The organism is Limosilactobacillus reuteri, from assembly GCF_013694365.1.
GTDB classification, from domain to species: Bacteria; Bacillota; Bacilli; order Lactobacillales; family Lactobacillaceae; genus Limosilactobacillus; species Limosilactobacillus reuteri_E.
In genome coordinates this window covers 709,088-730,867 of record NZ_CP059275.1, presented here as the reverse complement: position 1 = coordinate 730,867, position 21,780 = coordinate 709,088, and the positions used below count along the sequence as shown (strand labels likewise).

The 21,780-nt window shown below is 41.5% G+C and carries 23 protein-coding genes (1 of these 23 running past the window's edge); all 23 read right to left on the bottom strand.

Features of this window, described 5'->3' with window-relative positions:
• Positions 1–5: 5 nt before the first annotated feature.
• Tightly spaced (each overlapping or abutting the next), the 23 genes in view from rplS to rsmB form a layout consistent with a single transcriptional unit that may run on beyond the window.
• Entirely contained in the window at positions 6–365 is a 360-nt protein-coding gene (gene rplS / locus HHK02_RS04235; RefSeq protein WP_003675625.1) for a 50S ribosomal protein L19, read from the bottom strand.
• Positions 366–1,796: an APC family permease gene (locus tag HHK02_RS04230; RefSeq protein ID WP_181462804.1), complete on the bottom strand. Its 1,431-nt coding sequence runs from the start codon at positions 1,794–1,796 to the stop codon at positions 366–368. It lies immediately after the preceding gene.
• On the bottom strand, positions 1,797–2,555 hold the full coding sequence (gene trmD / locus HHK02_RS04225) for a tRNA (guanosine(37)-N1)-methyltransferase TrmD (RefSeq protein ID WP_181462803.1): 759 nt from the start codon (positions 2,553–2,555) through the stop codon (positions 1,797–1,799). It lies immediately after the preceding gene.
• Positions 2,556–3,062, bottom strand: coding sequence for a ribosome maturation factor RimM (gene rimM, locus HHK02_RS04220; protein ID WP_099979652.1), 507 nt, complete (start codon positions 3,060–3,062; stop codon positions 2,556–2,558). It abuts the gene before it with no gap.
• Entirely contained in the window at positions 3,063–3,323 is a 261-nt protein-coding gene (locus tag HHK02_RS04215; protein WP_003668367.1) for a KH domain-containing protein, read from the bottom strand.
• Positions 3,324–3,599: a 30S ribosomal protein S16 gene (gene rpsP, locus HHK02_RS04210; RefSeq protein ID WP_003663816.1), complete on the bottom strand. Its 276-nt coding sequence runs from the start codon at positions 3,597–3,599 to the stop codon at positions 3,324–3,326.
• Positions 3,600–5,045, bottom strand: coding sequence for a signal recognition particle protein (gene ffh / locus HHK02_RS04205; RefSeq protein WP_003672193.1), 1,446 nt, complete (start codon positions 5,043–5,045; stop codon positions 3,600–3,602).
• On the bottom strand, positions 5,046–5,387 hold the full coding sequence (locus tag HHK02_RS04200; protein ID WP_003663818.1) for a putative DNA-binding protein: 342 nt from the start codon (positions 5,385–5,387) through the stop codon (positions 5,046–5,048).
• Positions 5,388–6,905 (bottom strand): signal recognition particle-docking protein FtsY, encoded by a 1,518-nt coding sequence (gene ftsY, locus HHK02_RS04195; RefSeq protein ID WP_085678747.1) that lies wholly within the window; start codon positions 6,903–6,905, stop codon positions 5,388–5,390. It lies immediately after the preceding gene.
• The gene (smc, locus tag HHK02_RS04190; protein ID WP_181462802.1) at positions 6,906–10,469 is read right to left on the bottom strand and encodes a chromosome segregation protein SMC; all 3,564 of its coding nucleotides are present in this window, start codon (positions 10,467–10,469) and stop codon (positions 6,906–6,908) included.
• Positions 10,470–11,171 carry a ribonuclease III gene (rnc, locus tag HHK02_RS04185; RefSeq protein WP_003672198.1) on the bottom strand — a complete coding sequence of 234 codons (702 nt, stop codon included), beginning with the start codon at positions 11,169–11,171 and terminating at the stop codon, positions 10,470–10,472.
• Positions 11,172–11,426, bottom strand: a complete 255-nt coding sequence (gene acpP / locus HHK02_RS04180; protein WP_003663823.1) for an acyl carrier protein — start codon at positions 11,424–11,426, stop codon at positions 11,172–11,174. It lies immediately after the preceding gene.
• Positions 11,427–12,458, bottom strand: a complete 1,032-nt coding sequence (gene plsX, locus HHK02_RS04175) for a phosphate acyltransferase PlsX (RefSeq protein WP_003672199.1) — start codon at positions 12,456–12,458, stop codon at positions 11,427–11,429. It abuts the gene before it with no gap.
• Positions 12,459–14,495, bottom strand: coding sequence for an ATP-dependent DNA helicase RecG (gene recG / locus HHK02_RS04170; protein ID WP_181462801.1), 2,037 nt, complete (start codon positions 14,493–14,495; stop codon positions 12,459–12,461). It abuts the gene before it with no gap.
• Entirely contained in the window at positions 14,496–16,205 is a 1,710-nt protein-coding gene (locus HHK02_RS04165) for a DAK2 domain-containing protein (RefSeq protein WP_181462800.1), read from the bottom strand. It abuts the gene before it with no gap.
• Positions 16,206–16,568, bottom strand: coding sequence for an Asp23/Gls24 family envelope stress response protein (locus HHK02_RS04160; protein ID WP_003663831.1), 363 nt, complete (start codon positions 16,566–16,568; stop codon positions 16,206–16,208).
• Positions 16,569–16,754, bottom strand: coding sequence for a 50S ribosomal protein L28 (gene rpmB / locus HHK02_RS04155; RefSeq protein ID WP_003663833.1), 186 nt, complete (start codon positions 16,752–16,754; stop codon positions 16,569–16,571). It lies immediately after the preceding gene.
• Complete coding sequence (locus tag HHK02_RS04150; RefSeq protein ID WP_181462799.1) at positions 16,755–17,405, bottom strand: thiamine diphosphokinase; 651 nt, start codon at positions 17,403–17,405, stop codon at positions 16,755–16,757.
• Positions 17,406–18,059 (bottom strand): ribulose-phosphate 3-epimerase, encoded by a 654-nt coding sequence (gene rpe, locus HHK02_RS04145; protein WP_035153182.1) that lies wholly within the window; start codon positions 18,057–18,059, stop codon positions 17,406–17,408.
• Positions 18,060–18,950: a ribosome small subunit-dependent GTPase A gene (gene rsgA, locus HHK02_RS04140; protein ID WP_181462798.1), complete on the bottom strand. Its 891-nt coding sequence runs from the start codon at positions 18,948–18,950 to the stop codon at positions 18,060–18,062.
• The gene (gene pknB / locus HHK02_RS04135) at positions 18,951–20,855 is read right to left on the bottom strand and encodes a Stk1 family PASTA domain-containing Ser/Thr kinase (RefSeq protein WP_181462797.1); all 1,905 of its coding nucleotides are present in this window, start codon (positions 20,853–20,855) and stop codon (positions 18,951–18,953) included.
• Entirely contained in the window at positions 20,856–21,596 is a 741-nt protein-coding gene (locus tag HHK02_RS04130) for a Stp1/IreP family PP2C-type Ser/Thr phosphatase (RefSeq protein WP_078009326.1), read from the bottom strand.
• Positions 21,597–21,780: the 3' end of a 16S rRNA (cytosine(967)-C(5))-methyltransferase RsmB gene (gene rsmB, locus HHK02_RS04125; RefSeq protein ID WP_181462796.1), read on the bottom strand. The gene runs 1,166 nt beyond the window's last position; 184 of the gene's 1,350 nt are visible here — the last part of the coding sequence; the start codon falls outside the window, past its right edge; it ends in the stop codon at positions 21,597–21,599.

The following is a 21,780-nucleotide window of genomic DNA, read 5'->3' as shown; positions in this document are numbered from 1 at the left end:
CTCCCCTAGTTGTCGCGACGACGTTCAGCGATACGAGTAGCCTTACCAGTACGTTCACGTAAGTAATAAAGCTTAGCACGACGTACACGACCGTAACGAAGAACATCAATCTTGTCAACACGTGGTGAGTGAACTGGGAAAGTACGTTCAACACCTACACCGTTACTGATCTTACGTACAGTGTAAGTAGCACTGATACCAGCACCGTGGCGCTTGATAACAACACCTTCGAACATCTGGATACGTTCACGTGAACCTTCAACGATCCGAGCGTGAACACGAACAGTATCACCGGCACGGAATTCTGGAATATCATCCCGTAATTGACTAGCAGTAATCTTTTCAATTAACTTGTTTTGACGCATTTAGTGGTTTTCTTTATTAATGATTGAATGACGAATTCCATAGATAAAGTAAATTAACAAACCGATCACGAACCAACCAACCATTAAAATTTTTGCATCAGTATTTAGGCCCCAGAAGATCACGGCCGAAAAGATCGCCGAAATTGCTGGAAGTACTGGATATAACGGCATCTTGAACTGGGCTTCAGGCAAATCTACCCCTTCCCGCGGACGCAAGGCATAAATTCCCAGAGAAACAAAGATAAATGCGACCAGGGTTCCCGCAGAAACAAGGGTTGCTAAGAACGTAAATGGGAAAACAGAACCCAAGATCATAGCCAAGAAAGTAATCATCCATAATGCGTGATTAGGGACGTGCTTATCATCGATTTGGCCGAGTGATTTTGGTAGTAACCCATCCCGTCCAAAAGCATAGATTAGTCGAGAGGAAGCTAAAAGGATTGCGATTAACGCAGAGAAAATACCAACAATCGCTACAACGGAAAGCAAGTTCGCCGTAATATAGTGTCCAGACTGTCTTAAAGCCCAGGCTGCTGGTTCTGCATTATTTGCATAACGGCTATATTTAAACATCCCCACTAGTACGAGCGAAACCGCAATAAAAAAGCCTGTTCCTAGTAATAGTGTCCCGATCAATCCTCGTGGCATTGTCTTTTGCGGGTTAATCGTTTCAGCTGTATTAGCCGCAATCGCATCAAAGCCGACATAGGCAATAAAGATTTGTGCAGTCCCAGCTAATATTCCCTGCCAGCCCCCAAAAGTGGTACCTGGTTGATGAGCAGGGAGAAATGGAATATAGTTTTGCGGATGGATTGCAGTTGCGCCCACAACAATAAACATTAAAATTACTAATAACTTTACACTAACAATAATATTTTCAATCCGGCTAACCTGATGGACGCCGCGGGAAATTAAAATTCCAACAATTAGAATTGCAAAGGCGGCCAGAATATCAATATAAGACCCTGTATGTGGATCAAAACCACCAGTTAAGGCATGCGGTAATTTAATCCCAAAACTCCCAAGAAATCCTTGCATATAGGCTGACCACCCAGACGCAACAAAAGCGACTGAAATAAAATACTCAGCTAAAAGCGCCCAGCCAGCAATCCAACCAAAGAATTCACCAAACAAAACATTGATCCAGGAAAAAGCGGAACCAGCAAAAGGCAGGACTGAGGACGTTTCTGCATAGGCTAATGCCGATAATCCTGCGCCAATTGCGGCTACAATGAAGGCTAATGGAACGGCAGGACCAGTATGCTCAGCTGCCACAATCCCTGGCAAAGTAAAGATAGCCGTTCCCACTACCATCCCAGTTCCTAATCCAATTAAGTCTCTTGTTCGCAAACTAGGGGTTAATTGTGCATCCTTTTCTTCATAAACGCGGGGATTCTGCTTAAGAAATAATCGTTTAATTAATTTTTTCATTTAGTCTGGAACAGTTGGATCTTCATCCAGCTTAATATCTTCTAACATTAATTGCTGTTCCCGACTTAGCTTAGTAGTTTTTAAAAGATCTGGTCGGCGGTGAAGAGTCCGTCGTAGCGATTCACGCATCCGCCATTCTTTAATTTTCTGATGATTACCACTCGTAAGAACTTCCGGTACTTTCATTCCCCGAAAATCTGCTGGACGTGTATATTGAGGATATTCTAGTAAACCGTTACTAAATGAATCTCCCATTGGTGAAGACATGTTGCCGAGGACACCAGGAACAAAGCGGACAGTCGCATCAATCATCACCATCGCTGCTAATTCCCCGCCTGTTAACACATAGTCGCCAAGAGACGCTTCATCGGTAACTAAATTGCGGATTCGTTCATCATATCCCTCATAATGACCGCAGATAAATGTTAAGTGGTCTTCCTGGGCTAACTCTTTGGCATAGGCTTGATCAAACTTTCGACCAGCGGGATCCATTAAAATAACCCGTCCCTTTGAATACTGATCTTTAGTTTGTTTATGAATTGCATCCATAGCGTCAAAAATTGGTTGCGCTTGAAGGAGCATCCCCGCTCCCCCACCAAATGGCGCATCGTCAACATGGTTATGCTTATCGGTAGTATATTGACGAAAATCGGTCACATTAATATCGATAAATCCATTATCTTGCGCCTTACCGATAATGGATTCCCCCATTGTTGCTTGAAACATATTGGGGAATAAGCTTAAAATATCAATCCTCATTTATTCAAGTCCTTCCATTAATTCGACTGTTACAAGATTTTTATCAAGGTCAACGTTTTTAACAACATCATCAATCACTGGTAATAATAAATCTTTTTTTTCTGGACGTTCAACAACCCACACATCATTCGCACCAGGAGATAAAATTTCCTTAATTTTCCCCAGATGACGACCATCTGTTGTTTCAACGTCTAATCCAATAATCTGGTGGTAGTAATATTGACCATCGTCTAATGGCTGTTGATCATCAGCACTGACCATTAATTCATGATCACGGAATTGTTCAACACCATTAATATTATCGTAGCCGACAAACTTAACAAGAACAAATCCCTTATGTTGCCGCGTACTTTCAATCGTCAATGGTAAAGGCTCGCCTGATTGTTGTAGGTACAAGGTATTTCCCTTGGCAAATCGTTCATCAATAAAATCAGTAGTTGCTAATACGCGCACTTCTCCGCGAACACCATGAGTATTTACAATCTTACCAACATTATAATATTCCATTTAGTGACGATGGTCATTAATTAATAACCGGACTCGCTTAGAGTTAGCCCGCCGAGATTGAGTACCCTCGACTATTGTTCGCAATGCTGCGGCAACGTGTCCCTGTCGGCCAATTAGACGGCCAACATCATTGGGAGCAACATCAATTATATAACGATGGTAACGTCCATCATCTTTTTGGGTAATTGACAATGCCTGTGGCTGCTTCAATAGCGGAATAACTAAACTACGAATTAACGACTCAATATCTGTCTCAGCCATCTACTTCTTAGCGTACTTTGCTTCGTGGTACTTCTTCATAACACCAGCTGCTTGAAGCATGTTACGAACAGTATCTGAAGGTTGAGCACCCTTTTGTAACCATTCCATAACAGCGTCTTCATCAAACTTGACTTCCTTAGGAGTAGTCAATGGGTTGTAAGTACCTACTGAAGTAATAAAACGACCATCACGTGGGGCACGTGAGTCAGCTACAACGATCCGGTAGAATGGACGCTTCTTTGAACCCATGCGCTTTAAACGAATTTTAACAGACATTTATTTTTTCTTTCGTAATTTACGAAGCTTTTTAATGCGTTTTTGCTTGTCTTTTTTCATTTTTCGCGCCATGCGGTTCATTGCCATTTGTCCCATCTTGCCACCTGGCATTTGTCCACCAAACATATTTTGCATTCCATTGAAATTACCGTTTGTAACCTGCTTCATCATCTTACGCATTTGATTAAATTGCTTAATCATCCGGTTAACTTCAACAATTGGCCGTCCCGCACCAGCTGCTAAACGACGACGACGACTAGGATTCATTAGATCAGGGTTTTCACGTTCTTCTGGCGTCATTGAAAGAACAATGGCCCGGATATGAGCAAATTGCTTAGGATCCAAATTAAGATTCTTCAAGGCAGGATTATTAGCCATCCCTGGCATCATCTTAATAATGTTTTCCAATGGTCCCATCTTGGTAACCTGATCCATTTGTGCCAAGAAATCATTGTAGTCAAATGTGTTTTCACGCATTTTATCCATTGTTTCTTGAGCTTGCTCTTCATCAAAATTCTTCTGGGCTTTTTCAATTAGGGTCATCATGTCCCCCATACCCAGAATCCGTGAAGCCATTCGGTCAGGGTGAAAGACATCAAGATCCTCCATCTTTTCCCCTTCACCGACAAACTTAATCGGCTTACCTGTGACTGCCCGGATTGACATGGCGGCCCCACCACGGGTATCACCATCTAACTTGGTTAAAACAACCCCAGTAATGTCAAGCTTATCATCGAAGCCTTGAGCTGTATTTACTGCGTTTTGACCAGTCATCGAATCAATAACAAGCAAAATTTCATTTGGATTTACTAGTTCTTTAATGTTTGCAAGCTCATCCATTAATTGTTCATCAATCTGAAGCCGACCAGCAGTATCAATAATGACATAATCATTATGATTTTTCTTGGCTACTTCCATCCCTTCGCGAACAATTTCCACCGGGTCAACATCTGTCCCCTTTTCAAAAACAGGAACATCGATCTGGTCAGCAACTTGTTGTAACTGAGTAATAGCGGCGGGACGGTAAACGTCGGCAGCAATAAACATTGGCCGCGCATGATTTTCATTTTTTAATCGTAATGCCAATTTACCGGCAGTGGTCGTCTTACCTGCCCCTTGAAGACCAACCATCATGATAACAGTTGGAATGTGCGGTGCTTTGTTAAGAGGAACTGCTTCTTCCCCCATCAGTTTTGTCAATTCATCATTAACAATTTTAACGATTTGTTGGGCTGGATTTAACCCTTTCAGTACTTCCGCTCCGGCTGCTTTTTCCCGAACGGTCTTTACAAAGTCTTTTACAACTTTAAAGTTAACATCGGCCTCTAAAAGGGCGAGCCGAATCTCACGCATCGTTTCCCGAAGATCAGCTTCCGTAACTTTGGGCTTGCGTCGTAATTTTTCCATCGCCTTTTGCAGACGATCTGTTAAACCTTCAAATGCCATTTATTCTTCCTCCAAGCTTTCCAGATGATTTACTAAGTGATTGAGCGTTGCATCGTCTGGATAGTTTTCTCGGACGTATCGTTGAATTCGATCCGCCTGTTGATTACGAACTTGAAATTCAGCATACAAATGCAATTTGGCCTCGTAATCTTCTAATATGCTTTCTGTGCGCTTTATATTATCATATACGGCTTGACGACTAACATGGAAATTCTCGGCAATTTCGCCCAATGAGTAGTCATCCCCGTAATAAAGCTCTAAATAATCATTTTGTTTTTTGGTTAATAAGGGTTGGTAAAACTCAAATAATGAATTTATCCGATAATTCTTTTCAATTTCCATCTAGTCAACTTCGACTAATCCCTTGAACAGGCCATAAACAAAGTCGCCAGCATCAAACTTCTGGAGGTCATCTACCTTTTCACCGAGCCCCACATACTTAACCGGTAAGTGGAGTTCATTACGGATAGCAAGGACAATTCCCCCACGAGCAGTTCCGTCTAGTTTTGTTAAAACAATCCCTGTTACATCGGTACTTTCCTTAAATAGTTTAGCCTGATTAAGAGCGTTTTGACCAGTTGTTGCATCCAAGACTAACAATACTTCATGAGGAGCATCTGGAATTTCACGAGTAAGAATGCGTTTCATCTTAGCTAACTCATTCATCAAGTTAACCTTGTTTTGGAGCCGACCAGCAGTATCAACGAACAAGATATCATAGTTTTCATCTTTTGCCCGTTTTACTGCATCAAAGACGACAGCCGCTGGATCACCGTTTTCTGGTCCGGTAACGATGTCAACACCATCACGTTTTGCCCATACATCTAATTGCTCAGTGGCCCCCGCCCGGAACGTATCAGCAGCCGCTAGAAGAACTTTCTTACCTTGCTTCTTAAAGAGGGCGGCCATCTTACCAATTGTTGTTGTCTTTCCGGCTCCATTAACACCGACAAACATAATAACAGTTGGTCCTTCTTTTGCCATGGTTAAGTCAGGATTTTCGTCTTGACCAGCTTCATCGTAAAGTTCGACCATTTTTTCAATAATGACGTTGGAAACATCCTGCTTGCTCTTAGCGTTTTGCAGTTTTACTTCTTCTCGCAATTCATCACTGAGCTTCATTGCCATATCATAGCCGACATCAGATTCAATTAACATATCTTCAAGATCATCAAAGAAGTCTTCATCAACATGCCGGAAATTAGCCAAGAACTTATTTAACCGTGCCCCGAAGCCTGTCCGGGACTTCTCAAGCCCGCGATCGTATTTCTTAACTGTTTCAGATTCTTGATCCTCTTCTGGTTCAGGAGAAGGTTGTTGTTCCTCATCACCATCATTTTCTTCAGAATTATCAGTCTCATTTGATTCTTCAGTAGCTGAGGAATCTTCTGCCACTTCTTCTTTAGTTGGCATTACTGGTTCTTCAACTGTTTTTTCTTCTTCTGCAACGGGTTCGGTCGGTTCGACGGCTGTTTCAGTTTCAGCAGAATTAGAAGACGGTTCTTCTGCAGAAATAGTTTCTTCCGGAGTACTAGACGACGGTACTTCTTCTTCAGAAACACTTGAGGCTGCTACCTCTTCTGAGTGACTTTTCTCGCTAGTATCCTCTTCTTTTTCTTCTTTAACCCTGTTATGAAGTATTTCGTGAGTTCCATCCGGGTTAATCTTTTCCTCATAGCTATCGGCAGGAGGAATATTTACCGGTTCCGGATGAATTGGTGCAGAAGCTGGTGTCGCACTCGTCGTATCTGCTGCTTCATCTTCATGCGCGGTTTCAGATTGAACAACTGCGCTTGAACTATCAGGCGTTTTTTCCTCTTCTTTTTTCTTATGACGGCGAAAAATATCAAATAATCCCATTTAATTGTCACTCTCTTGTAAAGTATCAACAACGTCCACTGATACCATCTTTGAAACTCCTGATTCTTGCATTGTAACCCCGTACAGTACATCAGCGTCCATCATCGTTCCCTTGCGGTGGGTAATGACGATAAATTGTGGACCTTCAGTACCAAATTTGCTGAGGTAGTGTGCAAAACGTTGTACATTGACCTCATCCAAGGCTGCCTCTGGTTCATCAAGAATTGCAAATGGAACTGGGCGGACTTTTAAAATAGCGAATAGTAAGGTAATCGCCGTTAATGCTCGCTCCCCACCGGATAACAATGAAAGATGTTGATTTTTCTTTCCCGGTGGCTGGGCCATAATATCGACTCCGGTTGTTAATAAGTCATGGGGATCGGTTAAGACGAGTTTAGCATGACCACCAGAGAAAATTTGTTGGAACGTCTCATCAAACTTTTGTGAAACCTGATTAAAGGTTGTAATAAACCGTTTCTTGACTTGGGCATCCATCTCACCCATCGTCTGATTAAGCTGAGCTCGAGAGGCGAGCAAGTCGTCTTGTTGTCCCTTCAAGAAATCGTACCGTTCACGAACACGCTCATATTCTTCAATCGCTCCAACATTAACTTGACCAAGATCATCCAATCCCCGCTTTAATAGCTTCAACCGGGTCGCTAAGATCTCTTCGTCCAAGTCACTCATCTGTTGACGAGCTTCATCAATGGTCATGGAATATTGCTCAGATAATCGATTAAGAGCTTGCTCAACCATTGATTCACACTTCACGCGCTCTTCATTTAAGTTATTACGATCATCAAGGGCTGCCCGCTGAAGTTCTTGCAGACGATTATAATGTGCTTCGGCTTGTGACAGCTTTTGCTCAAGTTCTTCAAGAGCAACTGAATTATCTTCCAGTTGCACCTTAGCTTTTGCCTGCTCTTCTTTAGCATCTTTTAAGGCTGTCTGTGTCGATTTTTCACTTGTTGATTGACTAGCTGATTGAGTCGTTAACTCAGCGATTGCAACCGTGACCTTTTCTAAACTCTCCTCAGCTTCTCGCCATTGCCGGTTATACTCTTGACTTTGGCGTTGATATTGTTGAAGTCGTTCTTCGGCCACTGCAATTTTTTGTTGCATTTGTGCTAATTGTCGTGCCTGAGTCGACGCATCATTCTGTAATTCATCGATCTGGGTAAGAATTTGCTTAATCTTTGCCACAACTTGCGTCAATTTCTGGTTTACTTTATCAGCTTGTTCATTATTTTGTTGAACTTGTGATTCGTAATCCTGATGTTGAGTGTCTTGCTGTTTATTTTGGGTTTCTAAAATCTGTACCCGATTAGTAAGCGTCTCATGCTTACTTGAGATCAACTGGCAATTACTTTCTTGCTCATGAAACTTATCTTGTAAAGTCTGAACTTGTTGCTGATAATCAGCTACTACTTGTTCGTTCGCTTTTTGCGCTTGTTGTAGTTTAGTAATTTCTTGCTCTAAGTTTGCTGCAAGCTGTTCCTGTTTTTTTAGCTCTTCTTCTAGTTGCTTAGCCATTTGCTTTTGACTTAAAAGTCCTGTTCGTTGACTACGGGTGGCTCCCCCAGTCATCGCTCCACTAGCATTGATCAACTGACCGTCAAGAGTTACCACCCGTACCATATGACGACCTGCACGAGCAATCTCAGTGGCATGATCAAGGTTGTCAGCAATAACCGTTGTTCCTAGTAAGTGGTCAGCAATAATCTGAAACTTTTGATCAAACTTAATAAGTTCTGTTGCTCGACCCAAAAAGCCAGGGAGACCAGTTAGTTGTGGCCAAATGTTTAATGGTCGCCGGTGGCTAAGCGTATCAAGCGGCAAAATAGTTACCCGGCCAGCGCGAGTCTTAATCAAGAAGTTAATAATTGCTTTGGCAGTAGCTTGCCGGTCAACAACCAATTGCTGAAGCTGGCTTCCTAATACTGTTTCAACCGCTTGCGTGTACTTGGCAGGAACATCAAATAATTCACTGACTGCTCCCGCCAATCCAGGAAATTGCTGCCGTTGCCGAAGGACTTCTTGAACTCCCCGGTAATAGCCGCTATATTCATCGGCCATTGACTGATAAGCGTTAATTCGCGACTTAAGCGACCGTACATCTCCTAATGCTGCATACCAATCACGTTGTTTTGTTTGGTACCCGTAATTAAGTTTTTCACGGTGATCTTGAGCTGCTTTTAGTTTTTCACTGACAGTCTGTAGGCTTCCCTTAGTAATGGCTACTTCTTGTTGGTAGCGGTCATATTCTTGATTAATTTCTGCAAGCTGGTTCTTAGTAGCGTCAAGTTCCTCGACATTCTGACGTTGAAGACTCATCGCCTGTTCATGATTACGTGACAAGAAAGATTGCTGATTATGAATCGTTGTTCTTTCCTGCATCAAGCTAACTTGTTGGTTACGTAAATCCTCCACTTGCTGTTTTAGGGTCGCGATCCGCTCACTGCTACTCATCTTTCTGGCTGTTTCAAACTCAGCTTGCTGACCATTAATCAACGCTTTTTGTTCAGCCAATTGCTCGTCATTTGCCTGTTGGTTTGCCTTAACCTCTTTTAAACGTGCATTGAGTTCAGCCTGTTGGGTAGTTAACCGCCGTTGCTCATTTTCACGTTGTTCACGACGAACACTGGAAACCGATTGCTGATTCTCATACTTAGCAATTGCCTCCGTCTGATTTAAGATAATCGCTTGGAGACGATCTTTAGTTGCGTTTAGTTGTTGACGCTTTTGCTTCAAATTATCAAGCTGTTGCTGATCGCGGCCTGCTTGTCCTTGATAGTCCCTTACCATCGCTTCTGCTTGATCGAGCTTGGCACCTAATTTGGTTAACTTTTCATAGTACTCGTCATAATGACGAACCGTTTGTGTCCGATCAAGCACATCAAATTGTTTCTTTTGTTCCAAGTAATCTTGGGCAATTGCACTTTGCTCTTCTAAAGGTTCGATCTGCTTTTCTAACTCACTAATAATGTCATTTACCCGGTTAAGGTTTTCCATCGTCGTAGTAAGTCGCTTTTCAGCTGTTTCTTTATTCTTCTTATACTTGGCAACTCCCGCAACGGTTTCAATGATTCCCCGCCGATCAATTGGTTTACCGTTAAAAATTTCTTCAATCCGTCCCTGGGAAATAATGGAAAAGGATTCTCGACCTAAACCAGAATCAATGAATAAGTCTGTAATGTCCTTTAAGCGGACGCTTTGGTCATTGATTAAGTACTCACTATCACCATTGCGGTATATTTTACGAGTAATGGTAAGCTCAGTAAATTCACTAGCTAAGTAATGATCGCTATTATCTAGCGTAATCGAAACTAGGGCCCGGTTTAAAGGTTTACGATCTGATGACCCATTAAAGATAACATCAGCCATCCGATCTCCCCGTAAATGATGAGCCGACTGTTCGCCCATTACCCATTGAATAGCTTCGATAATATTACTCTTTCCACTACCATTCGGACCAACAATCCCTGTCATTCCGGGCTCAAATTTAATTGTTGTTTTTTGGGCAAAGGATTTAAAGCCGTCCAAAGTTAAAGACAATAATTGCATCTATTTATTTTTATTTCTCATATTATCAAGTGCCTGTTGTGCTGCTTGCATTTCAGCATGCTTCTTTGATGAGCCCTTTCCTTCACCGATAACGTCACCGTTAGCAGTAACATTTACTTTAAATTCAGGGTCATTTTCTGTTCCGCTTTCCTCCACCAAATGATATTCAATGGCAATGTCACCGTCACGTTGGAGAAATTCCTGAAGACTGGTCTTGGCATCAACAGCATGATCAAACCAGCCCATATCAAGTTTAGGAAAGATAACCCGTTGGACAAATTTTTCGACTGCTGGTCGGCCTTGATCTAAATAGAGGGCACCAATAAATGATTCAAAAATATCACATAGCAAGCCTGGCCGTTCTCTTGCGCCGGCCATTTCCTCACCATGACCCAAGCGAATATATTGATCAAAATGACATTCCTTGGCAAATTTAGAAAAACTATCTTCACATACCATTGCCGCTCTTAAGCGAGTAAGTTTTCCCTGTGGCAATTCAGGGAAACGTTTATAAATATATTCTGAAACGATCAGTTCCAACACAGCATCGCCAAGAAATTCAATCCGTTCGTAATATTTTAATCCTTGGTTAGGATGTTCATTTACATACGAAGCTTGAGTAAAAGCTTCTGCTAATAAAGCAGGATTATCAAAATGAATATTAAATTCCTTGGCCAGGTAGTCTTGTAATTCTTTGATCATTTAGTTGGCAGTATGTTCTGCAATGTAATCAACAACTTCACCGATTGTACTTAACTTTTCAGCATCTTCATCATTAATTTCTTCGCCAAACGTATCCTCTAATTCGAGAACAAATTCAACAAAGTCAATTGAATCAGCATCCAAATCTGTCTTTAAGTTCAAATCATCAGTAATCTTAGCCCGATCAACATCAAAATGGTCAGCAACAATCTCTGAAACCTTATTAAAGATTTCTGTTTTCTTATTATCAGCCATCTATTCGTTTTTCTTAGAATTGTCTAGATTTTCGGTGTTATCAAAAAACTCAACTGTTTTTTCAATCACACCCGTTTTGATCATCGTTCTGATTTGACTAATTGTATTTTTCACTGCTAAAGCATCAGCAGATCCATGAGTCTTAACAACGGGGGCCTTAAGTCCTAATAAGACTGCCCCACCATAAGTTGAAGCACTCATTTTTTGCCCGATTTGATGGAAAACGGGCTTTAGCATAAGATAACCTAACTTAGCACGGAGACCACCATGTAAGATTCCATCTTTAATTAACGTCATCATCATCTTAGCGGTTCCTTCAGTCGCTTTCAAGGCCGCATTTGCCGTCCACCCATCACTTACGACAACATCTGCCTTGCCAAACAGGAGGTCGCCAGACTCAATATTGCCGACAAAATTCAAATCGTCTTTGCTATTGAGGATTTGCCATACTTCTTTATGTAATTTGTCACCCTTATCTTCTTCTGCCCCATTGTTTAATAGCGCAATCCGAGGATTCGCAACTCCCAATACATTTTCGGCATAGAATTTACCAAGGTAAGCATATTGTTCCAAATTTTTCTCTTTACTTTCAGCATTTGCACCAGTATCGAGGTAGACAAAATTATGTCGACTAGCACCCGGCTTGGCAATTGGCAAAATACTAGTGAGTCCCGGACGGTCAATTCCTTTAATACGGCCAACAATGAAGAGGCCGGCCGCCAAAATTGCCCCAGTGTTTCCCGCAGAAAAGAAGGCATCAGCTTTTCCTTCTTTAACTGCTGTTGCCGCGCGAACAATTGACGAATCTTTTTTTCGTCGAATCGCCCGGACTGGTTCTTCACCCATTGAAATCTCTTCACTGGTAGCAACAATATTAAGCCGCTCATTATTTTTTATTAAGGGTTTAACCTTGTCTGGATTTCCATAAAGGTCAAATTCTAGGTCGGGGTAAAGGTCTCGGGCCTCTTCTACCCCTTCAATGATTACTTGGGGAGCATTATCTCCACCCATTGCATCAACAGCAATTTTCATTTAGTCAAAGTGCGTCTCCAGTTCATGACGCTTTAAATATAAAACAAGTGGCTGATTTTCATCGACCTGATCCCAATTGGGCATCCCTAATAGGTTCCCAGCATCAGCACGGGCAATTTGCAGCATTTTCAAATCAGCAACCGGATCACCCACTTTAAATTCTGGCATCCCCGATTGCTTTTTTCCTAAAATATCTCCAGATCCCCGTAGTTTCAAGTCTTGTTCAGCTATCTTAAATCCATCATCGGTAGCAACCATCGTTTTCATCCGGGCTTTTCCTTCATCAGTTTTCGGATCGGCAATTAAGAGACAATAACTTTGTCGACTGCCTCGACCAACCCGACCACGTAATTGGTGAAGCTGTGCAAGCCCAAAACGATCAGCATCATATATAACCATTACCGTTGCATTAGGATTATCAACACCAACTTCAATAACCGTGGTTGCAACTAAAACTTGAAGCTCACCAGATTTAAACTGGCGCATCGCTTCATCTTTTTCTTCCGTCCCCATTCGTCCATGGAGTAAGCCCACTTTATAAGCTGGCTCAAGATCGGCCGATAGCTGATTATAAAGATCAGTCGCGTTTTGTACATCTAAAGCCGCTGATTCCTCAATCAAAGGACTCACAACATACGCCTGTGCTCCTTGCTTTAATTGGTCACGTAAGAAATGGATTGCTGCGGCATGTTGGTTAGACTGTAGCCACTTTGTTTGAATTGGTTTTCGCCCAGCCGGTAATTGGTCAATTATCGAAACATCCATTTCACCATAATTAGTAATCGCTAGTGTCCGTGGGATAGGGGTCGCTGTCATGGCTAATACATCAGGATGTTCGCCTTTTTCACGAAGTTGCTGACGCTGGTTGACCCCAAAACGGTGCTGTTCATCAGTAATTACCAGACCAAGATTAGCATACTCAACTCCATCTTGAATTAGCGCATGGGTTCCGACAATGAGGTTGACATCCCCCCGCTTCATCGCCGTCAATAGTTCCCGATGTTGCTTAGCAGTCAATGAACCAGTCAGAAGAGCAACCTGGACATGGGTTCCTTCAAAAATTTTCGCTAATTTCTCAGCATGTTGTCCTGCCAGAATTTCTGTCGGCGCCATTAAAGCTGCTTGATAACCGGCAGTAATAGCTGCATAAATGGCAATAGCAGCAACAATTGTTTTTCCAGAACCAACATCTCCCTGTAACAATCGATTCATCTGGTATGGTTGACGCATATCACGGCAAATTTCATTAACAACCCGTTTTTGGGCATCAGTTAATTCAAATGGGAGTCCGCCAATAAATTCTTTTAACTCGTCATTATGGTATAAAATCCGCTCGCCATCTTCTTGACGGTGGGCACGGCGAATTGCTTGCAGTCGTAACTGAAACAGGAAAAACTCTTCGTAAGCTGCTGTTCGGCGGGCGGCTTTTGCAGTTGCCTGAGTTTGTGGAAAGTGAATTTCCCTAATCATTTGTCGCCGATCCATTAACCGGTATCGTTGACGAATCGTTTCTGGCAAATACGTTGGAATGATATTGGCATATTCCTCGTAAGCTTGACGAATAAAACTTTGGAGGACATTTTGCCGGATATGCTTATTCACCGCATAGACCGCACCAAACTCATTTCGATCATCAGCTTTTTCCTTAAGAAGCTTGTTTCCTGTTACTTGACGGCGAGATGCATCCCATTTCCCCATTACAGTTACTTGCTGATTTAGTTCGATTTGCTTTTTAATATAGGGCTGATTAAAAAAAGTTGCGATCACCACTTCATTACCTACCTGCATTCGAAAGGTAAGCCGGTTGCGCCGATAACCATAGCGGACCAAGAGCGGTTCTGACACCACTACTCCTTGAAGAGTAATTTTCTGCTTATCCTTGGCGCTTTCAATGTCTGTAGGCGTAAAATCGTTATAGCGAGTGGGATAATACGTCAACAAATCTTCAATAGTATCTATTCCCAGAGTAGCTAGATCTGCTACCCGCTTAGGACCAACTCCTTTTAAATTGGCGACGGAATCCGTTAAACTCCGCAACTATTCAACCGAAATCAGGTACGGATAAACTGGCTGACCACCATCGTAAATCTGAATATCTAATTCATCATCTACTTCTTCAACTGCTGCTTTAATCTCTTCAGCAGTTTTTTGATCACCACCAGCTCCATATAAGATCGTTACAATTTCACTATCCTCGTCAAGCATGGCTTTAACCATCTTAATAGCGGCTTCTTTCAGCTCCAAATCAGTAGTGACGATTTTACCATCAACAATTCCCATGTAGTCGTCTTTCTTAATTTCACGACCATCAATTGTTGTATCACGAACAGCATTAGTAACCGCTCCACTGGCAACCGTATTTGTATTAGCTTCCATATTTGCTTGATTTTCGTCCAAAGATGCTTCTGGGTTGTACTCAAGCAACGCACTCATCGCTTGGGCAATCGTCTTACTGTGGACAATTTTTGTTGGAATATCAGCGACTTCAGCAGCTTGATCAGCAGTCATAAAGATGTTGCCGTTATTTGGCAGAACAATAGCTTGCTTGGCACCACTATTATTAATGGCATCAAGAATATCTTGAGTGCTTGGGTTCATTGTTTGACCACCTGTAATGATATGGGTAACACCCAAGCTCCTTAATAATTTCGCTATTCCTTCTCCTGATGCGACGGCAATAACAGCTGTCTGGAGGTCCTTTTTAGCTTCTGCAGCTGCTTTTGCCTTCTCAATTGGCGACTCACTGTCAGCGTCTTCTTCATCTTTTTCCATGATCTCTTCTTGTTGCCAAACCATGTTATGAATTTCAATTGTCTGTAAATCACCGAATTGTTGACCCCAAGATAAAACTTTACCAGGATGCTCGGTATGAACATGGACCCGCACAACTTGATCATCGTTTAGAACAAGTAAACTATCGCCTAAGTCAGCTAAGTAGTTATAGAAAGTATCATAGTCAAACTTTTGAGTCACTTGTTTACCCTTACCAAGTCGTACCAACATTTGAGTACAGTAAGTATACTTGATATCTTCAGGATTAAGCTTTCCTTGAACGCTTTGGTGATCCATGGCGTGAACCATCTCATCAATTTCAGCATTGTCAGGTTTATAGTCATCACTTTTATCTACGCGGCCACTCAAGGCTTCATCAAAGGCTTGAAGTACAAAGACAAGTCCTTGCCCACCAGAATCTACCACGCCAACTTCTTTCAGGACTGGCAATAAATCCGGCGTCTTTTTAAGCGCTTCTTCACCTGCTTCATAAATAGTATGCATAATCTCAACAAGATCATCAGTCTCTTTAATCTTATTGAGGCCTGCTTGAGCTGATTCACGAACAACAGTTAAAATGGTACCTTCTGTTGGCTTCATCACAGCCTTATAAGCTGTCTTTGCACCATTAGCATAAGCATTAACAAAGTCAGCAGTAGATAAAACATCCATGCCTTCTGTTGCCTTTGCAAAGCCACGGAAAATCTGCGATAAAATAACCCCAGAATTTCCGCGTGCTCCCATCAAAAGGCCCTTTGCTAACGCTGCACTCAGGTCGCCAACCCTCTTACTGGTTTCGTTGCGTTCGTACTTGGCACCGCTTGCCATTGAAGAAGTCATGTTTGTCCCGGTGTCTCCATCTGGAACTGGAAAAACATTTAATGAATTAATAAATTCAGCGTTCTTACCAAGTTTATCGGCGGCCGCCTGGACCATTTTACCGAATTCAAGGTTTGTAATTTTTGTTACAGCCAATTAATCTTCTAGTGTCCGCACACCTTGGACACATACATTAACTGAATTTGCCGTAATACCGAGCATTGTTTCAAGATTATACTTTACCTTTGCTTGGACACTTTTTGATACTTCTGAGATCTTTGTGCCATAGCCTACAATAATATTTACGTCAACAGCTACACCATTATCTTGCTGCCGAACAACAACGCCGCGCGCAAAATTTTCACGACGAAGAATTTGGTTAACCCCATCACGGAGGGGGTTTCGGCTTGCCATTCCAACAACACCGTAGTTATCAGTAGCAGCCCCACCAACAACTGATGAAATCACATCATTATCAATGTCAATTGTACCTGACTTAGTTTTGATTTTTACTGCCATTTAAACCCGAGTCACTTTACCTGACTTCAGTGTACGTGCTGAAACGTATACCTTCTTAGGCTTACCATTAACTAAAATGGTTACCTTTTGCAAGTTAGGCTTCCAGCTACGCCGACTTGAGTTAAGGGCGTGAGAACGCTTATTACCAAATTGCGTCCGTTTACCGTTGATAAAATCTTTAGCCATCTATTTTAATTGGTCGCTACACTGAATTACAGAAATAATTCCACTTTCAAATGAAAAATGATTTTCTCCAGCTGTAAATTCATTGCTTGTCCACGAAAATGGAATTTGACTACTCCAGTTTTGCAGTGGATATTTTTCGTCTTTTAACGTAAGGCCTCGAACAGGAGTAAGATTGACAAAGGCCAGGTACTTCTTATGCGGCAGGCGAGAAATAGTGTAATCCCCTGGCAAGTAGTAAGAGACAACATTTTGACAGTCAATAATCTTAATCTTGGTTAAGTATGGTTTAAATTCACTCTGCAACGGAAGAAAGAGGTTAGCTAATAAATGGTCTAAGCGTCCTCCCGTTGCACCAAAAATTTCAATTTCATCAGCCTGTTCTTGGATTGCAAATTTCACGCCCAATTGCGTATCAGTATAATCTTTTTCAGGAGGATAAGTTTTTATACGAGTAATTTTACCTTCTAAACCTTGCAATTCCTCCCCAGTAACGGAATCAAAGTCACCAATTGCTAAAACCGGCTTAATTCCCCACCTTAATAATCTTAAAGCCCCCCGGTCAACCCCAATCCATTTTTCATCTTTACGTTGCAAAATCAACTCGGTTGGAACCATTTCAAGCGGACCGCCAACTAGTATATTTACTCTCATTTACTTAGTAGCATCTTCAAGAGCCTTGATTCGTTCAGCAGGATCTTCAGCGTTAAAGACATATGAACCTGCAACTGCTACTGTAGCACCGGCTTTGTAGCAATCGACAACTGTCTTATCGTTAACTCCACCGTCTACTTCAATATCGAAATTATAGCCCTTTTCTTCTTTAATTGCGTTTAATTGGGCAATCTTGTCAACGGTTTCCGGTAAGAACTTTTGACCACCAAATCCAGGGTTAACAGTCATTACCAAGACTTGGTCAACCATGTGTAATACTGGTTCAATCATCGCTACTGGTGTACCTGGGTTAATAACAACTTCGGCTTTTACGCCACCGTTTTTGATAATTTGAAGAGCACGGTGAATGTGTTGAGTAGCTTCTACTTGAACACCAATAATATCAGCGCCAGCATCAATGAACATTGGTAAAATATGTTCTGGACTTTCAACCATCAAGTGCACATCCAATACCATGTTTGTAATTGGACGAATAGCCTTAACAAAACCTGGTCCGTAAGAAATACTTGGAACAAAGGTACCATCCATAACATCAATGTGTAAGTATGGTGCACCGGCCTTTTCTACCTTTTCAATGTCCTTTTGTAAATTTACATAATCTGCACTTAAAATTGATGGTGCAACTTTAATCATTCATTTCTTATAATTTGGTTTTTGATTAGTAATCAATTCATGGAACTGAAGATAATCATCATACCGACTCTTCATGATTATACCATTGTTTACCGCTTCCTTCACAGCACATTGTGGTTCTTTTATGTGAAGGCAACCCCGAAACTTACAATCAGCTGAATTTTTAGCCATTTCAGGGAATAAATGCGGCAAATCATTTACCGTCATATCAAATGTTTCGTACGATGAAAAACCTGGGGTATCGGCTATCAGAGCACCGTTAACATCTAGTAAACTTACTTTTCTTGTTGTATGCCGTCCCCGTTGAAGCGCTTGGGAAATTTCACCAGTCGCTAATTTTAATTGGGGAGCCAAATGATTAAGCAAGGTTGACTTCCCTGCTCCTGTCTGCCCCATCATTGTTACAATATTTCCCTTTAATTCTTCCATCAAACTTACTAATTGATCAGGGTTAAAGGGCTCACGGGCCGCATAAACATGGTAGCCAATTTTACGATAGCCCTCGATCGTTGGTAAAAGTTGTTGGTATTCATCATCTGTCAGTAAGTCAGTCTTTGAAAAATAAATTAAAGGAGTAACATCTTGGGCTTCTAAAGCAATCAATTGACGGTCTAAAAGGTTAGCGGAAAATGCTGGTTCTTTAGCTGAGGTTACGACAACTGCCATATCAACATTAGCAACAGGCGGCCGCACCAACTGATTGCGACGAGGCAAGATTTTTAATAAATACCCTTCCTGTTGATTTTCAGCACTGAATTCAACATGATCGCCAACTACTGGCTTGATCTTTCGTTGACGAAAGTTTCCACGCGCCCTTGTCCGATAAATCTTTTCATCTGCAATTACATCATAAAAGCCACTTAATGATTGTTGGATTATTCCTGTTTTCAATTATCCAGTAATATTTGTTGCACTCATAATCGTTCGTCCATTGCGAACAACACGGTATGCACCTGTTTGTCCTTGTTTAAGGGTAAATGGCACATTAATTGTTGTTTCCTGATTAATTGTAATATCTTGATACTCCATTGTTAAATTATGGTTGGCATCTCTGATATATACCTGTACACGGTTTTCACGCTGGCCACCATTTCCATCGAATGGAATGTTAATCTGAATATTCGTCGTCTTTGTTTGATTACCAGAATTAGCAATGGAAACCGTTAACGTATCACCATGATTTAATGTCGATCCAGCTCGCGGCGTCTGATTAATCACATGGTTAGTCGCGATTGTTTTTGATTTTTTCTCTTGAGTTGTCAATTGCAAATTATTTTTATTTGCAAACTGTTGCACAGCACTAATATCTTGATTCTTAAAGTTTGGAATCTTAATTGGTTCTTTCCCTGCGCTTACTCGAAAAATAATTGTGTTAGCAGCAGGCTTAACAATCGTACCTTTTTTGTGGTTTTGTCTGATAATCTGTCCCTTATCGATATCATCCGAATACACTGGTTCTTGATGAACTTGAAATCCCTTGCGACGAAGGTTAGCGGCTACTGAAGAATAGTCCTCACCAACATAATCAGCCATTTGCAATTGCTTAACTCCTGTACTAACCGTTAAATTAATTGGGGTACTAACACGGGTCTTATGGCTGACGTCAGGATTGGTTGAAACAATTCGGTTTTTATCAACCGCCTGACTATTTACTCGAGTAATCTTACCAATCCGTAAGTTTTGCTGGTGCAATCGTTGTTCTGCCTTTAGCACTGTCATTCCTTCTACATCGGGGATGATTACTTGACGGATCAAGAACCACCAGCTACAGACTGCAATCAGCACAATCATGCCAAGCGTTCCACTAACAATCCCATATTTTTTCCACTTTTGCGGTTTAGTTGATGGATCAACGGTTGGTGAATCAGTTGACTTCTTTGGTTGGTAATCATCAGCTTTTAGGTGTTTAATATCTAACACCTTAGTTTCTCCATTATCATCTTGTTGGATCTTTAACCGCGGCTCATTAGCTCTTTGTGGATCAAGGACGGTTTTCAAATCAGCCGCCATTTCATTAACTGAACTATACCGCTCAGCTGGTTCCTTTGCTGTCGCTTTAATGATTACGTTTTCGAGTGATTGAGGAATTTCTTTGTTCTGTTCACGAACAGAAGGTATTTCTTCGCGGAAATGCTTCAAGGCAATTGAGACAGCCGTTTCTCCTTCAAACGGAACCTTTCCTGTTAGAAGTTCAAACAAGATAATTCCTAGTGAATAGATATCTGATTGTTTAGTAGCAATGCTTCCTCGCGCTTGTTCTGGGGATAGGTAGTGAACTGACCCCATCAAGGTATTAGTCTGCGTTAATGAGTCTTGCGATACAGCAACCGCAATTCCAAAATCAGTAATTTTAACGTTTTTATTTTCATCAATTAAGATATTTTGTGGTTTTAAGTCCCGGTGGATAATCCCATGAGCATGGGCGGTCGCAACTGCTGAAAGCACCTGTTCCATAATATCAATAACTTGTGGAAGTGGAATCGGATAGTGCTTTTTTATATATGCTTTAAGGTCTGTCCCCTTTACATATTGCATTACCATGTATTGCAAGCCATGATCCTCACCAACGTCATAAATTCCAACAATATGAGGATCATTTAACTGCGTTGCGGCCATTGCCTCCCGGTGAAATCGCCGTTTAGTACTTGGATCGTCCCGTAAGTCAAGACGCAATAGTTTAACAGAAACGTCCCGATCAAGAACCATATCATGTGCCAAGTAGACATTAGCCATTCCACCTTCACCCAGTGACCGAATTATCCGATATCGGTGACCAATTTCATATCCAGGATTCATCTATCCCTCCTGGTTACTATTAATCCCAATTAAAACGGTAATATTATCTGGTCCGCCGGCATCATTTGCCATTTTTATAAGTTGAGCACATTTCTCTTCAAGCGGTCTCGGCAATTCAAGCACCTTGATAATCCGCTCCTTAGAAACAGTCTTAAACAAGCCATCAGAACACATTAACAGTTGATCACCTTCGTTTAATTCAAAGCGGTTTACATCAACTTGTGCATCCTGTGAGATTCCAATTGCCCTTGTAATTATATTGCTCTGGGGTAGCTTTAGTGCTTCATCTTCTGATATATCTCCCGTTTTTACCAATTCATTAACCAATGAATGGTCTACTGTAATCTGCGTTAATAGGTTTTGATGAAGGATATATCCTCGACTATCACCAATGTTAGCAACCACAACCGCATCCTTAAATGCAATAGCGGCAACCATTGTTGTTCCCATCCCCTGCAAGCGAAGATTACGTTTGGATTGCGCTAAGATTTTATTATTGATTAATTGGGTTTCACGAGCAAACCAGCGGATCCCTTCCATCGAAGTCTGCGGAGGCCTTTTTTTAAACTGACTCCCCAAAGTCGCAACTGTTTGCTCTGCAGCGATATCTCCGCTACGATTGCCACCAATTCCATCAGCAATAACCATTAATTGATTGCCTAGCTTGTTAGTAAACACAGCAACCCGGTCCTGGTTTTGCTTTCGTTGGTGGCCGATATCTGTTTGATAAGCAGCTTTCATTTATATTCCCTTCTTAAGGCTACTGACGAAGAAGCCATCAGAATCAAAATCACTCGGTAATATAGTTAAGGTTGGTGAGTGACGATTATCCTTAACTTTTCGTGCAGTTGTTGTTTTTACTAACTCAAACTCCGGATGTTCAGCTAGAAACGTTTGAACAGTATCATCATTTTCTTGCTGTAAA

Bases quoted from the DNA above. Each gene is read 5' to 3' on its own strand.
- rplS (WP_003675625.1), bottom strand. From the start codon at position 365: ATGCGTCAAAACAAGTTAATTGAAAAGATTACTGCTAGTCAATTACGG.
- ftsY (WP_085678747.1), bottom strand. From the start codon at position 6,905: ATGGGATTATTTGATATTTTTCGCCGTCATAAGAAAAAAGAAGAGGAA.
- HHK02_RS04200 (WP_003663818.1), bottom strand. From the start codon at position 5,387: ATGGAAATTGAAAAGAATTATCGGATAAATTCATTATTTGAGTTTTAC.
- HHK02_RS04130 (WP_078009326.1), bottom strand. From the start codon at position 21,596: ATGAAAGCTGCTTATCAAACAGATATCGGCCACCAACGAAAGCAAAAC.
- pknB (WP_181462797.1), bottom strand. From the start codon at position 20,855: ATGAATCCTGGATATGAAATTGGTCACCGATATCGGATAATTCGGTCA.
- ffh (WP_003672193.1), bottom strand. From the start codon at position 5,045: ATGGCATTTGAAGGTTTAACAGATCGTCTGCAAAAGGCGATGGAAAAA.
- trmD (WP_181462803.1), bottom strand. From the start codon at position 2,555: ATGAGGATTGATATTTTAAGCTTATTCCCCAATATGTTTCAAGCAACA.
- HHK02_RS04215 (WP_003668367.1), bottom strand. From the start codon at position 3,323: ATGGCTGAGACAGATATTGAGTCGTTAATTCGTAGTTTAGTTATTCCG.
- HHK02_RS04230 (WP_181462804.1), bottom strand. From the start codon at position 1,796: ATGAAAAAATTAATTAAACGATTATTTCTTAAGCAGAATCCCCGCGTT.
- acpP (WP_003663823.1), bottom strand. From the start codon at position 11,426: ATGGCTGATAATAAGAAAACAGAAATCTTTAATAAGGTTTCAGAGATT.
- HHK02_RS04150 (WP_181462799.1), bottom strand. From the start codon at position 17,405: ATGAGAGTAAATATACTAGTTGGCGGTCCGCTTGAAATGGTTCCAACC.
- rpe (WP_035153182.1), bottom strand. From the start codon at position 18,059: ATGATTAAAGTTGCACCATCAATTTTAAGTGCAGATTATGTAAATTTA.
- rimM (WP_099979652.1), bottom strand. From the start codon at position 3,062: ATGGAATATTATAATGTTGGTAAGATTGTAAATACTCATGGTGTTCGC.
- HHK02_RS04160 (WP_003663831.1), bottom strand. From the start codon at position 16,568: ATGGCAGTAAAAATCAAAACTAAGTCAGGTACAATTGACATTGATAAT.
- rnc (WP_003672198.1), bottom strand. From the start codon at position 11,171: ATGATCAAAGAATTACAAGACTACCTGGCCAAGGAATTTAATATTCAT.
- rpsP (WP_003663816.1), bottom strand. From the start codon at position 3,599: ATGTCTGTTAAAATTCGTTTAAAGCGCATGGGTTCAAAGAAGCGTCCA.
- rpmB (WP_003663833.1), bottom strand. From the start codon at position 16,754: ATGGCTAAAGATTTTATCAACGGTAAACGGACGCAATTTGGTAATAAG.
- plsX (WP_003672199.1), bottom strand. From the start codon at position 12,458: ATGAAAATTGCTGTTGATGCAATGGGTGGAGATAATGCTCCCCAAGTA.
- smc (WP_181462802.1), bottom strand. From the start codon at position 10,469: ATGCAATTATTGTCTTTAACTTTGGACGGCTTTAAATCCTTTGCCCAA.